The sequence below is a fragment of the Phenylobacterium sp. genome, from assembly GCF_030698145.1.
Lineage (GTDB): Bacteria > Pseudomonadota > Alphaproteobacteria > Caulobacterales > Caulobacteraceae > Phenylobacterium.
This window is the reverse complement of record NZ_JAUYNW010000028.1, coordinates 1-13,381: the sequence shown is the minus strand read 5'-3', so window position 1 is coordinate 13,381 and position 13,381 is coordinate 1. Positions and strand designations below refer to the sequence as shown.

General features: G+C 66.8%; 9 protein-coding genes, 1 tRNA gene and 2 pseudogenes. 2 read left to right on the top strand and 10 right to left on the bottom strand.

Annotation, left to right across the window (positions count from 1 at the left end; translation table 11 throughout):
* Positions 1-304 precede the first annotated feature (304 nt).
* The 8 genes from Q8Q77_RS03530 to Q8Q77_RS03495 are packed head-to-tail and all read right to left on the bottom strand — an operon-like array spanning position 305 to position 9,856.
* Positions 305-748, bottom strand: a complete 444-nt coding sequence (locus tag Q8Q77_RS03530; protein ID WP_305581224.1) for a response regulator — start codon at positions 746-748, stop codon at positions 305-307.
* Between the two features lie 27 nt (positions 749-775).
* Positions 776-2,728, bottom strand: coding sequence for a response regulator (locus tag Q8Q77_RS03525; protein WP_305581222.1), 1,953 nt, complete (start codon positions 2,726-2,728; stop codon positions 776-778).
* Positions 2,721-3,791 (bottom strand): chemotaxis-specific protein-glutamate methyltransferase CheB, encoded by a 1,071-nt coding sequence (gene cheB / locus Q8Q77_RS03520; RefSeq protein WP_305581220.1) that lies wholly within the window; start codon positions 3,789-3,791, stop codon positions 2,721-2,723. The genes Q8Q77_RS03525 and cheB overlap by 8 nt, the downstream gene beginning before the upstream one ends.
* Positions 3,788-5,851 (bottom strand): response regulator, encoded by a 2,064-nt coding sequence (locus tag Q8Q77_RS03515; protein WP_305581218.1) that lies wholly within the window; start codon positions 5,849-5,851, stop codon positions 3,788-3,790. The genes cheB and Q8Q77_RS03515 overlap by 4 nt, the downstream gene beginning before the upstream one ends.
* A 3-nt stretch (positions 5,852-5,854) precedes the next feature.
* The gene (locus tag Q8Q77_RS03510) at positions 5,855-7,327 is read right to left on the bottom strand and encodes a methyl-accepting chemotaxis protein (RefSeq protein WP_305581216.1); all 1,473 of its coding nucleotides are present in this window, start codon (positions 7,325-7,327) and stop codon (positions 5,855-5,857) included.
* A 20-nt stretch (positions 7,328-7,347) separates the two neighbouring features.
* Positions 7,348-7,887: a chemotaxis protein CheW gene (locus tag Q8Q77_RS03505; protein ID WP_305581214.1), complete on the bottom strand. Its 540-nt coding sequence runs from the start codon at positions 7,885-7,887 to the stop codon at positions 7,348-7,350.
* Positions 7,884-9,398 carry a CheR family methyltransferase gene (locus Q8Q77_RS03500; protein ID WP_305581212.1) on the bottom strand — a complete coding sequence of 505 codons (1,515 nt, stop codon included), beginning with the start codon at positions 9,396-9,398 and terminating at the stop codon, positions 7,884-7,886. Before Q8Q77_RS03500 ends, Q8Q77_RS03505 begins: the two co-directional genes overlap by 4 nt.
* Positions 9,395-9,856 (bottom strand): chemotaxis protein CheW, encoded by a 462-nt coding sequence (locus Q8Q77_RS03495; protein WP_305581210.1) that lies wholly within the window; start codon positions 9,854-9,856, stop codon positions 9,395-9,397. The genes Q8Q77_RS03500 and Q8Q77_RS03495 overlap by 4 nt, the downstream gene beginning before the upstream one ends.
* A gap of 291 nt (positions 9,857-10,147) precedes the next feature.
* Here Q8Q77_RS03495 and Q8Q77_RS03490 point away from each other — a divergent pair, with 291 nt between their 5' ends.
* Both Q8Q77_RS03490 and Q8Q77_RS03485 read left to right on the top strand, forming a co-directional pair.
* Entirely contained in the window at positions 10,148-11,839 is a 1,692-nt protein-coding gene (locus Q8Q77_RS03490) for a response regulator (protein ID WP_305581209.1), read from the top strand.
* A 374-nt stretch (positions 11,840-12,213) separates the two neighbouring features.
* Positions 12,214-12,606, top strand: a pseudogene (locus tag Q8Q77_RS03485) (type IV secretory system conjugative DNA transfer family protein); the annotation flags it as partial.
* Between the two features lie 144 nt (positions 12,607-12,750).
* Here Q8Q77_RS03485 and Q8Q77_RS03480 read toward each other — a convergent pair.
* Both Q8Q77_RS03480 and Q8Q77_RS03475 read right to left on the bottom strand, forming a co-directional pair.
* Positions 12,751-12,827, bottom strand: a tRNA-Arg gene (locus Q8Q77_RS03480).
* Positions 12,828-12,879: 52 nt separating this feature from the next.
* Positions 12,880-13,381, bottom strand: a pseudogene (locus Q8Q77_RS03475) (ABC transporter ATP-binding protein); the annotation flags it as partial.

The window sequence follows — 13,381 nt, the reverse complement described above, 5'->3', positions numbered from 1 at the left end:
GATCAACCCGACCATGGCGACGCTGGCGCCGAGCGTGCCCACCAGGAACACGGGCAACAGGCTGTGGATCATCTCCGAGGAGATATCCATGAACATCGAGACGAAGCCGATCGCCCAGACGCCGCGGGGGACCGCTCGTAGGCCGCGTGAGGGGGAAGGGGCCAGCATCAGCGCCAGGCGTGCTGCTGTGGGCGGATCCGAAGACCGACGCGGAGGTCATCGACGCTGCGGTCGCCGGTCACGACGGCTGCCGGCGCCGACGGGACGCGGTCGAGCCCGCCAGGTAGCCCGGGCCCATCCGCTGTCAGCTCGAAGGTGGAGGAGCTTCGTTGAGCACTAGCCAGTATAGGCCAAGTTGGCGCGCAGCCTCGGAGAACCGTTCGAAGTCCACCGGCTTCTGGACGTAGCTGTTGGCCCCCAAGCTGTAACCCCGTAGGCGATCCTGTTCTTCGCGCGAGGAGGTCAGAATCACGATCGGGACCAAGCGCACATGCGGGTCCGCGCGCACCTGCTTCAGGACTTCTAGGCCATCGACCTTTGGCAGCTTGAGGTCGAGCAATACGACCGCCGGAATATCGCGTGGATCACGCTCTGAATAGACGCCTCTTGCGAACAGATAATCGAGCGCTTCAGCGCCATCCCGAACAACAAAAATCGCGTTCGCGATGTTGTTCTTCTCGAACGCCCGCAGGGTCAGGTCCACGTCGTCCGGATTGTCTTCTACGAGGAGGATGATGTCGCTGTGCATGTGGATTCCCCGTCAGTCGGTTCGGACCTACACTCTGAAATAGAACGTCGCTCCCGCGTCCGGCTGGCTTTCGGCCCATGCCCGACCGCCCAGGCGGTGCATGATCCGCTGGACGGTGGCCAGACCAATTCCGGTGCCTGGGAAGTCGTTCTGGGTGTGCAACCGTTGGAAGACGCCGAAGAGCCTGTCGGCAAAGTTCATGTCGAAGCCGACGCCGTTGTCTCGGACAAAGTATGCTGGGCCATCCGCCAGTTGCTCCATGCCGATCTCGACCTTTGGCTGACTGACCTTTCCGGTGAACTTGAAAGCGTTGCCGAGCAGGTTCTCGAGCACGATCCGCATGAGCTGGGCGTCGGCCTTGATCACCAGCCCATCCGATGTCGAGACCTCGACGGTCCGGCCGGGATCCTGGCTGCTGAGATCGGCGGCGACCAGGCGAGCCAGCGCGGAGAGATCGACCGGCCGCAGCGTCAGGTTCATGCGATTGATCTGGGATAGCTGGAGCAGGTCATCGATCAACTCCCCCATCCGCTGGGCTGCGCCGCGCACGCGGCGCAGATAGCCCCGTCCCTTGTCGTCAAGCTTGTCGGCATAGTCCTCGAGCAAGGCCTGGCTGAAGCCGTCGATGCTTCGCAGCGGCGAGCGCAGGTCATGGGACACCGAATAGGTGAAGGCCTCCAGTTCCTCGTTCTTGCGCTCGAGCTCCTGGATCAGAGCGGCGCGGACCTCGGCCAGCGCCCGCTCGGACCGAGCCTCGGCGATCTCGAGCGTCGTTCTCTGCAGCTCTTCCCGTATGCGGCGGTTCTCGTCTTCGAACTGCTTGCGGCGAAGCTGCGCCCGCATGCGCGCTTTCAGCACCTGGAGTTCGCTCGATTTCTGGATGTAGTCGTCGGCCCCAGCGCCCAGGCCCTCGAGCATGGCCGACCGATCGTCGACCGCCGTCAGCATGATCAGCGGTATGTCGCGCAGGCCTGGCGCGGCCTTGATGAGCCCGCACGTTTCCCGACCGCTCAGGCCGGGCATGAGCAGGTCGAGCAGGATACAATCCACCGGCTGAACCGCGAGAAGCTGGAGGGCTTCCTCGCCCGAGCGCGCGAGGACGACGTCGTACCCCTCGTCGCGAAGCGCGGCGGCCAACTCCTGCAGGTAGGTGATGCTGTCGTCGACCGCGAGAATCCGTTTCGGCCCCATCAGGCTCGCGGTCTCCTCAGACGGCGGCTGGGACGACCGCCGGAGCATCGCCGCCAGCTTGGCGAGGATGAGCTCGACATTGTCCTCTTTGCGCACGAAGGCGTCCGCGCCGGCGTCGTAGGCCTGTAATTCCACGCCTCCATCTTCCAGGGCCGTCAGCAGGAGGCACGGAATGCCGCGAAGCGCCGCATCGAGACGCACGCGCCGAACCACCGTGGCGCCGCCGATCCCGGGCATTATACCGTCGACGACAATGGCGCTCGGCCGTTGATCGGCGGCGACGCGAAGCCCCTCCTCGCCGTCGCCCGCCACCAGGACGGCGTAGCCCGCCTGTTCCAAAGCCTCCCGCAGGTGCTCGCGAAACGTGACGCTGTCATCGATGATCAGAATGGACTGGCGGGTGGGCACAGCAGCGCCGCGCCGCAACTTCAGCATTTCACGCGCCTTGGTCACGACGTAGCCCGTGTCGTAAGGCTTGCCGACATACTCATCGGCGCCGGTTCTCAAGCCCCGAATCCGATCCCCGATCTCGGCTTCCGTCGACAGCATCATGACCCCGGCGTCCGAGCCCATCGCCGATGCGCGCAGCTCGCTCAGGAACTCAACACCGTCGCCGTCCGGCAACAGCACGTCCAGCACCACCACGCCGATCCGCCCGCCGGCGAGCGCCAGGCGGGCTTCCGCGATTGAGGCGCAAGGCAGAGCCTCGAGCCCGGCCGCAGCGAAGGCCTCCGCAAGGTCCATCCTCACGGTCATGCTGTCATCGACGACGAGGACCGCGTCACGCATGGCTTCCTCCGTGGGGCGCCGGCTCCAAGGCCGTCAGCGCGGGACCGATCTCGCCGATCGGGAGGATACGCTCGGCCGCGCCGAGCAGGACGGCTTCGCGCGGCATGCCGTAGACCGTCGATGTCGCCTCATCTTGGGCGATTGTCACGCCGCCCGCCCTGTGGACCGCCAGCATCCCGGCCGCGCCGTCCCGCCCCATTCCGGTCAGCAAGCAGGCCGCAACCGAGCCGCCGAACATTGCGGCGGCCGATTCGAAGAGGACGTCGACCGACGGCCGGCACGAGTGCCGTTCGGGCTCCTCGGTCAAGTGCAGGCGCCGGCCGCGGACGACGAGGTGGTATCCGGGCGGGGCCATGAGCACACGACCAGAGGCCTGCTCGATGGCCTCGCCGTCCCGTGCATAGGCGACGCGACGCGGCGTCTGGCCATCCAGCCAGTCGGCGAAGGCGATGCCGAAGGGTTCGTTGATGTGCAGGACGATGAGCACCGGAAGGGTGAATTGCGGTGAGAGCCCACGCAGCACCTCGACAAGCGCCCCTGGCCCGCCCGTGGAGGCGCCGATCGCGACGATCTCGCACGGCCGCGATGCGGCGACGGCGCCGACGCGATCGTCCGGCCTGGGCGCATGGAGCCCGGCGAGCCGCGCGCGGGGGTGGGTGATGACGCGAATGCGCGCCACGAGCTTGACGGTCCCGATGAACCGTCGTTCCCAGGCTCCGTCCTCTCCTTCGCCCCAAGGCTTCTCGAGCACATCGACTGCACCGGCGGCCAGGGCCTCGTAGGTCTTGAAGAGCTCGCCGCGATTGACCGACGAGGAGACGATCAGGATCGGCGTGGGGTGATGCGCCATGATGTACTCCGTCGCCGCGAGACCGCTCATCACCGGCAACATCATGTCCATGGTGATGATGTCGGGCCGAAGCTCCCGGGTCAGTTCGATCGCCTGCTTGCCGTCCTCGGCCTCGCCGACGATCTCGATCCCGGCGTCGGCGCCGAGCACGTCGCAAAGCCGCCGCCGCACGGTGAGCGAGTCCTCCACCACGAGCACGCGGAGCTTGGTCATCGCGAACCGCCCACCAGCCGCCCCACCGTCTGCAAGAACTCCCGCTGATCGAACTCGCTTTTGACGATGTAGCCCTGCGCGCCCACGTCGGATCCGCGTTGGCGGTCGTCGGGAGAGCCGCGGGATGTGACCAGCAGGGCCGGAATGTCGCCGAGCGCCGCGTCACGGCGCACATGCTCGATGAAGGTGAAGCCGTCCATGCCCGGCATTTCGACATCCACCAGGAAGAGCGCAAAACGCTCCCGTCGAGCCTGCTCCAGCCCCTCCTCGCCGGACTTGGCCGTCTCCACACGATACCCGGCCGACTCGAGAATACTCTTCTCGAGCATGCGCGTGGTGAGCGAGTCGTCGACCACCAGGACCGGCAGCAGCTGGGTCGGCGTGTCGTCCCGCCATGCAACGGGGCCCAGGGCCGCCGCGACGAGACCATCGGGATCGAGTACGAGCTGTGGATTGCCGTCCGCATCGAGCGTGGTTCCCGCGACAATGGGAGCCGATGGCGCGAGTTCGGGCAGCGGGCGCAGGACGACGCTCGCTGACCCCAGAAACCGATCCACGCCGATTGCGACCGTTCCGCCGGTCCCCTCCACGACCACCGCCGGGCACGAGCGGTCGAGGCGGGTCGTCGGGCCCACGCCGATCAGCGCCGACAACGGGATGAACGGGACCGCCTGCCCGTCGAACAGGATCGTCTCCCCCTGCGCTGTTCTCGCCGTGCGCTGGGTTCGCTGGTGCAGGACGCGGCGCACGGCGTCGAGCGGTATCGCCATCACCCCGGCCGGCGTCTCGATCAACAGCACGTCCAGCGCGGCGACGGATAGCGGGATGAGCAGCTCGATGGTCGTGCCCACACCGGTCTGGGTGTGGACGGCGACCTCACCCCCTACGCGCTCCGCCGCCTCGCGCACGATATCGAGACCGATGCCCCTGCCGGAGACCTCGGTGACGGCGCTCGACGTGCTGATGCCGCCGCGAAGCAGCAGGCGCAGCAGGTCCTCAGCATCGAGCGCGCCCATGGCCGGCGTCAGCAGGCCCTTGCGCAAGGCCGCGTGGCGCACGGCCTCGACATCGACGCCGGCGCCGTCGTCCGCACAGCTGAACGCGATGCGTCGTCCGCGCCGGGAAACCTTGACCACGATCCGTCCCGCGGGCGGCTTGCCCGCGCCGATCCGCTCGCCTTCAGCTTCGATCCCGTGTGCGGCTGCATTGCGCACGAGTTGCACCAACGCGCCCTGCATCTCGCCCAGGACATGCGCATCCAGACGCACCTCGCCGCCGCGGCCTTCGAACGTGATCGGCTTTCCCAAGGCCAAGCCCGCATCGCGTACCGTCCGCTCGAGCGTGTCAAAGAGCGCGCCTGCCCGCACCAGCCGCAGGCGCTCGGCGGCGCTGCGCATCTGCCTCAATTCGCGGTCCATCTGATCGACGGACATGGTCATGCCCTGCGCGACCCCGCCGAGCGCGGCTCGGACCTCCGCCGCCAGAGGCGGCGATGCGCGCACAATTTCGGCGACGCTCCCCGACCACCGTTCGCGACCGTCCCGCGCGGTTCCCTGTTCGACGACCGTGTCCATGAGGCGGCGGACGCGCTCCAGTTCGCCCAGGCCCTGCTGCACCTCCGTCAGCCGAGCGCGCGTTTCTGCAAGGCTGTCCAGCAATGTGTCCACCTCGCCGATATCCGCCCGCACGGTCCGCAAAGTGTCATCCGACGGCGCATTGCCCGAGGCGACGGAGTCGGCGACCGAAGGCGGAGACAGGGCGGCGAGGCGGTCTCCGACGGCGTCGAGCATCTTCAATACGGCGTCGGTCTGCTCTCGCGACACGGGTTCGGGCGTGTCCCGCAGGGGGCCCAGAAGGTCCTCAATCGAATGAGCTTGTTCAGCGATTTCCCGCTGGTTCACGACCCGTGCTGCACCCTTCAGCGTGTGCGCCAGGCGCAGCAACCGCGCCACCCCATCGGAAGCGTCGGCGGCCTTCTCGAGATCCAGAACGCTCCTTGAGAGCTGGTCGAGCAACTCGCGCGCCTCGATGCGGAAATATCTGTAGGGATCCTGCGCCACACGTCACGCCTGGGCCTGTGGCTGGACAAGACGTAACAGGTCCTTGGAGAGGCCTGCGAGCTGAGACACGGTCTCAAGGGTCTGGCGCGAACTCACCTCCGTTTCCCGGGTCGTCTGCGCGACGTTTGCGATCGCGACGTTGACCTGCTCCACGGCCGTGGCCTGCTGCTTGGTGGAAAGCTCGATCTCGCGCGCCGCCTCCGACGAGGTCGTCAGGAGGCCAGCGATCTGCTTGAATGACGACGCCACCTCGCTGAACTGCCCGGAGCCGGCGTCGACAGCCTTCGATCCGGTCTCGGTGGCCATGATGGTCGTATTCACCGCGCCGCGCATGTCCTCGATGAGCGGGCGGATTTCCTTGGTCGAGCCGCCGACCCGGTCGGCCAGTTGCCGGATCTCGTCGGCCACCACGGCGAATCGATTGCCGGCCTCGCCGGCGCCCGCCGCCTCGATCGTCGCGTTGATCGCCAGGATGTTGGTCTGCTCCGCCAGCTCGGCGACGATGTCGACCACGGCCCCGATCTGCTGGGACTTCTTCCCCAGCTCGAGCATGTGGCTGACCACCGTATCGACCTGCTGGCGGATCGCGGCGATGGAGTCGTGCGCCTGGTCGACGGTCGCCTCCCCCGCCTGCGCCGCTGCCGTCGTCTTCTCGGCGATCTGCGCGACGCTTTGTGCGCTCTCGGCGATCTGGCGCGATGTGGCCATCAGTTCGCTGATGGTCGTCGCGATCTCGTTCATCGCCGTCGTCTGCTCCTTGGCGCCGGTCGCCTGCTGGTTCGCGGCGGTCTGGAGTTCGGCCGACGAACTCTGCACGTGTGTCACGGCCGTGCCGATCTGGCGGGTCAGGGCCCGCGACAGGACGAACGCCACCACAATGGCGAACAAGGCGCTCACAGCCACGGCGGTTCCGACGAAGGCGATCGCGAGAGCCGCCCGGTCCGCGGCGGCCTGCCGGGCTTCGGCGAGGTTTCTCTCCTCCCGGGCGGCGAATGCGCGGACGCGCGCCGCCACCTGGTCCTTCTTCGGGACGACCTCATTTTCGAAGGCGGCTGAGACAGCATCGATCCGCCCAGCCGAACGGCGAAGCCCGGCGATCCGGTCGAAGGCCTGCTGATGCGTTGCCGCCGCGGTCCCGATGGCGTCGAGCAAGCGCAATTCCTCGCCTGTCGAAGCCGTCTTCTTCATTTTTTCGAGCACGGCCGAGAACTGTCCGTCATTCACCTCGACCTGGGCCATGAAGTCGTCGTCGGCGGAAATCAGAAATCCTCGGCAGGCAGACACCTTCCGTTCTAGGAAACTATCGAGCTCCTTGGCGTTCAGAAGCTGCTGAACATGCACGTCCATCACCCGGTCGCTACTGAGGATCACGCTGCGGAGCGCGACGATGGAAATCACGCCGATCAATACTGTCAGCACCGTGCCGACGGCCAAGCTCGCGCTGATCCGGCGCGAAAAGGTCCATTGCTGAAGCATGTCCGATGTCCCCATCCTGATCACTCGCTTGAAGCGTTGTTGAGGCCCGCCATCGCGCCGATCGACTGGACGATAGAGCCCATGTCGATGACCGGGCGAACGACGGCGTTGCTCTGCAACGCGCCCGACACATGCCGGCGCGGACGCTGGGCGTCGCCGGGTCCCGCCAACGCTTCTTCCCGCAGCCGGAGGAACCCTTCGACCTCATCGAAGGCCAGGGCGGCGCGCGCGCCGGCGATCACGGCCAGCCAGCGCCCCGCGCCGGCTCCCGTCGAATAGCCCAGCAGGACGCAGAGGTCGTATGCGGGCGTCACCACCCCTCGGAGTCCCGCGACGCCCAGGCACTCGGGCGGGGTGTTCGGCAAGGGCGTGAGCCTGCCCCGAGGGACAAGCCCGGCAATGTCGGCCAGTGCGATCGCATAGGCATCGCCGCCGACGCGGACCGCCAGGAAATCCAGAAGCGGCGGCGGGCTCGTCGCTCGGGCTTCGGCGAACGACCGATCGAACGCTTGCGCCAACGCGCGCGCCTTGGTCGCCAGGGCCGGATCGCGGCCGCTCACGGCTTGCGCCCACAGGCCAGCTGCTCGGCTCGGCATAGGGCAAGCAGCGCCTCGCGGGTGAACCCGCCGCCGAACAGCAGGAGCCGCGCCGGTTCCTCGCCCCGTAGCAGGACGAATGCCTTGTCGAGCGCCGCTCGGGCCACCTCGACGTCGCCGGCGCGGCGGCCGAGCAGGCCAAGGTGCAGATGGGGCATGGCGAAGGACGGATCCAGATGGATCGCCATCCGATCCTGTTCGGCGGCGGCGCTGACATCGCCCGCACCCTCCCGGCACAGCGCCAGGACGTAGTGCGCGCCGGCGCTCATCTCGTCGATCGCCAGAAGACGCCGGCTGGTCGTCTCGGCGCTATCCAGTTGGCCGCTGTGGACCAGCAAAGCCGCACGCAGGAGGATCGCATCAGGATCGTCCATGGCTTCCGGCGGCAAGGCTTCCAGAAGGCCGATCGCCTCCGCAAACCGCTCTCGCGACATGAGGTCCAGCGTCGGACCGAAATCCCGGCTGGGGCGGGCCATTCGATTCAGGCGAGGCGGCGGCATGGTCCGCGCCAGCAGCTCGATCCGCTGCGTCGAGCCGCCGATCGCAGCGATCCACGCCTCGGAGTCCGCGCTGTCGTTCGCCGCCGCCGCGAGGGGAACGGCGCGCCGCACCGCTGTCGGCGCCGACCTCTCCCACGATTGCACCCCGGCGTCCCTGCGCTGGTAGTAGAAGGTTCCGTGCGTGTGCCGCAGATGAAAATCCTGCGACAGCCCCCGCAATGTCTCGGCGTGGCCCAGAAACAGATAGCCACCGGGCACAAGGGCCTCGGCGAGGCGCGACACCACCGCCCGCGCAGTCTCCATCGAGAAGTACATGATGACATTCCGACAGAACACGACATCGTAGCTCTGCGGTCGCCAGAACTCAGGATCGTCGTCGATCAGATTCCGTTCGGCGAACTCCACGGCCCGGCGCGCGCGGTCGTCGAGCACGAACTCCTGGCCCTCTTGTCGGAACCATCGCTGCCTGACGTCGGGCGAGGTTTCCCGGAACGCCCAATCGGAGAACCGGGCGCGGTCCGCCTTTTCGAGCATCTCCGGGTTCACATCGATCGCCCGGATCGAAACGCACGCCCGAACATCGGCCGCCACCTCGTGCGCCAGGATCGCGATCGAGTAGGCTTCTTCGCCTGAAGCGCAGCCGGCCGAGAGTATCCTCAGCGGGCCCCGCGAGGACCGCGCGGCCAGCCGCTCCGGCATGATCGCATCCCGCAGGGCGTGGAACTGATCCATGTTGCGGAAGAAGTAGGTCTCCGGGACGGTCAGCTCCCGGGCGAGTGCAGCCACCTCCTTCTTTGCCGGATCGGAACCAAGGCGCATGAGGTAGGCCTCCGCGCCGCCGCCGCTGGCTTTCACGCGTCGCCGCATCACGTCGGCCAGCATGCTGAGCCTCGTGTCGTCGAAGGCGATCCCGAGCCGCCGGACGACGAGGCCTCGAAACCTCTCGACGTCGCGGTCGCTGAAGGTGGCGTTCATGCGGCGGCACTCGCGGCCTCGAGCGTGTCCCACACATCCTGAGGCACGACCCGCACATTGCTGAGGACGAGCAGCAGTTCGTCGTCCAGGGCTCCAATGCGTGAAACGACGTCCGAGGCGGCGTTCTCGAGGAGTGAGGGCAGCGCCTGAAGCGATCCATCCGGGATCGGCCGCACGCCCAGCACGCTGTCGACGGCGAGCGCAACCCGAGCGTTTCCCAGCAGCGTGGACACCAGATAGGCGGAGTCGGATCGCTCGTCCTCGAACAGCTGCGCCACGTCCACGACTGGCATGGGCGCCCCGCGTATGATCGCGAGCCCGAGCACGAAGGGCGGCGCGCCCGGCATCGGATCGATCGGCAGGCGCCGCATGATCTCAGCGACGCACGCGATCGGCAGAGCGCAAAGACGCGCCTTCACTCGGCAAAGCAGCGCCAGGTCCTTGTTGTGCCCGGCCATCGAACTCTTCTCGGCAAAAGCCTCGCGTCAACCGCGACCGCATCAACCGTAGCCTTGCGTCTCCGGCAATAGATCCGGAAGATCTTGTCCAGCGACAGTCCAGCATGGGGACGCAACTTCACTTGAGATCATGGAAACCTGGCGAGGACAACCAAAACTTGTCTATAATTAGATCGCACTCTTCGCGAATGTTCCGGCTCATGTTAGGTAAAGGTGCGTCGCGCTGGGCGACGGCGCGGGTCGGCCGAGCGACGTCGGACACCGCCCACATCAGAACAGGCAAGGTGGCCGATGTCGTCGCCGCTGCGTATCCTTATCCTTGACGACGATGCCGCCGATGCGGAGCTGATCGCGCTGGAACTGCTGCGATCTGGAGTGCCTCTGGAATGGAGCTGGGTCTCGACGGAGAACGAATTCGTCGAGGCGCTCGATCCGGCGATTGACGCCATCCTGGCGGACTACGCGCTTCCGGGTTTCAACGCCCTGGTCGCGCTGGATCACCTCAAGCAACGCGATCTGAAAATTCCGCTGATCGTCGTGACCGGCATGCTGGGCGATGAGGCTGCGGTCGATTGCATCAAGCAGGGCGCGACCGACTATCTCCTCAAGGATCGCTTGAAGCGATTGGGCCCAGCCGTGACGCGAGCGGTCGAGGATCGGCGAAGGAACTTCGAGCGCGAGGAAGCTGGGGAGCGCCTACGCCTGTCCCAAACGGCGGCGGCGGATGTCCTGAGCCGCGCCAATGTGGAGCTCGAAAGACACGTGGCCGAGCGCACCCTGGACCTGACCGAGGCGAACGAACAGCTCCGCGGCCAGATCAACGAACGACAGAAGACCGAGGCTCAACTACGCCAAGCGCAGAAGATGGAGGCGATCGGCCAACTCACCGGCGGCATCGCCCACGACTTCAACAACCTCCTCACCGCGATCCTGGGCAACCTCGATCTGGCGATGCGGAAAGACGTGAGCGAGCCGGTGGGGCGACTTCTGAGCCGGGCCATGCAGGCGGCCGACCGAGGCTCGCGCCTGACCTCCCAACTGCTCGCTTTTGGCAGACGCCAGGCGCTCGCTCCCAGGCCGGTCGATCTCAACTCCCTGATCCGCGAGCTTGAGCCGATGCTCGCCAGCACGCTGACGCCGGCCATCAGCATCCGGCAGGTGCTGGACCCGGAGCTCTGGCCAGCGCGCGCCGATCCCACGCAGATCGAGTTGGCGCTGCTCAACCTTGCAATCAATGCACGTGACGCAATGCCATCGGGCGGCAAGCTGACGATCGCCACCTCCAACGTGGCGGCCGGTTATGCCGATGGTCCCGGCGATCTCGCAGCCGAAGGCGCCGACTACGTCGCCCTTGTCGTCAGCGACGACGGCGAAGGGATGACCCAGGAGGTCGCCAACCGGGCTTTCGAGCCCTTCTTCACCACCAAGGACGTGGGCAAGGGGTCGGGCCTTGGTCTTTCGATGGTATACGGCCTGGCCAAGCAACTCGGGGGTACGGTCAACATAGAATCCGAGCCCGGTCTGGGCGCGGCGGTGACCGTCTATCTGCCTCGGGCAAACATGTCGGAGGCCGCAGGCATCGAAGAGCCGCCGCCGGCCGCCGTCAAGGCGGCCGATCCCCAATCGACACCTGTCCTCGTGGTCGACGACGACATCGACGTGCGCGACATAACCGCGGCGTCCCTACGCGAGTATGGCTATGACGTCATCGAGGCCGACAGCGGCGCGAGCGCGCTGGCGATCATGGATCGCGGCTGTGAGATCGGTGTCCTTGTGACCGATCTCATAATGCCCGGGATGCGCGGCACGGAGCTCGCCACCGAAGCACGCCGTCGCCGACCGACACTGCCGATCATCCTGATCACCGGCTTCATGGGAAACCTCCCGGAACCCTCCGAGGTGGGGGGCCGCTACCCGGTTCTCCAGAAGCCGTTCCTGCCGGCAGCCCTGGCCTCTATGGTGGCCGAATGCAGGCAGGCCTAGCCATCGACCATCACCATCCCGAGCAGGCAAGGCAGCTACCGAACTCGCCGACGCCTGCGCTCGGCGCTCACCTACCCGTCACCCACGGAGTTTGAAGCCAACCTGCCTTGGGCCGCTGTCCCTGACTGTCGCCGTCTCACCGAAGGAGTGCAGTCCAGTCGCGTTTGATCTCAAGGTCTCCGGCGGCGGCGGCGAAGTGACGGCGATCCAGAAGCAGTGATGGGTCGGACCGGAGCAGACGTTCCGCTCCGGCCGCCTGCGCTTGCACCTGTCATTGCGCGCTGGGGCCGCCGATCCGCCGACGGGCGATACTCCGACCTTGCCGTTTCCCGAGCCCGCTCCCGAATCTGCCCTATGGGCGGAAGGGATTGAGCATGTCGGCGACGAAGATCCTTTGGGGTCAGGTCCTGATCGTTCTCGGGATTGTGGTCGCCACCACCTGGGGCGCGACGCAGCCGCCGGTGGCCTCCTCGCCGTGGTCGCCGCATTCGCGCTCTCGGTCTGGCGCGCGCGTGAGGCCAAGCAGGTCGCGACCTATGGCTCGGCGCGGTGGGCGAGCCTCAAGGAGGTCCGGGCCGCGGGGCTTCTGGAACCTGACGGTGTCGTGCTGGGCAAGCTCGGCCGAGCCTAGCTGCGCCATGACGGACCCGAGCATGTGCTGTGCTTCGCCCCGCAAGGGGGTGGGCCTGGTGGCGCCTTCGCTGCTGACCTGGCCGGGCTCGGCGATCGTCCACGACATCAAGGGCGAGAACTGGGGCCTGACCGCGGCCTCGATTTTTTCTGCAGCGATGCTCGAGCTGTCGACGATCTTGCTGCGCGGCCGAGTGGTTGCACTGTGGTTGCAATGTCGCAGCCGGCTGCTCCCCGCCGGCTCAGTGCTTTGAGTAGAGCTTTGAAATCATTAGAGAAATTGGCGCACCCGACACGATTCGAACGTGTGACCTTTGCCTTCGGAGGGCAACGCTCTATCCAGCTGAGCTACGGGTGCATATGCGCGGGAACGCTCCTCTAGCGGAAAGCGGGCCCGAGCGAAAGGGCGGTCAGGCGGCCGCTTTCGAAGTCAGCGACACGAAGACGTCCTCCAGGTCCGGGTCCTCGGTGGAGATGTCCTTGATGTGCAGGCCCGTGGCGCGCACCGCGGCCAGCACCTGCTCCACGCTGGACTGGCCGGTGCGGTAGGTGACCGAGAAGGCGCCGCCCGGACGGGCCTTGGTCTCGAAACCCGCCACCTGCGGCGCGACCATCAGCGGTTCCTCGGGCGTGACCACGACATTGCGGGTGTCGAGGCGCTTGAGCAGGGTGGCGGTGGGTTCGCAGGCCACCACCTCGCCGCGGTTGACGATGGCGATCTGGTCGCAGAGCTCCTGGGCCTCTTCCAGGTAGTGGGTGGTGAGCACGATAGTCACGCCCTTGCGGTTCAGCTCCACCACATAGGCCCAGAGCTGGCGGCGCAGCTCCACGTCCACCCCGGCGGTGGGCTCGTCCAGGATCAGCACCGGGGGATTGTGCACCATGGCCTTGGCCACCATCAGCCGGCGCTTC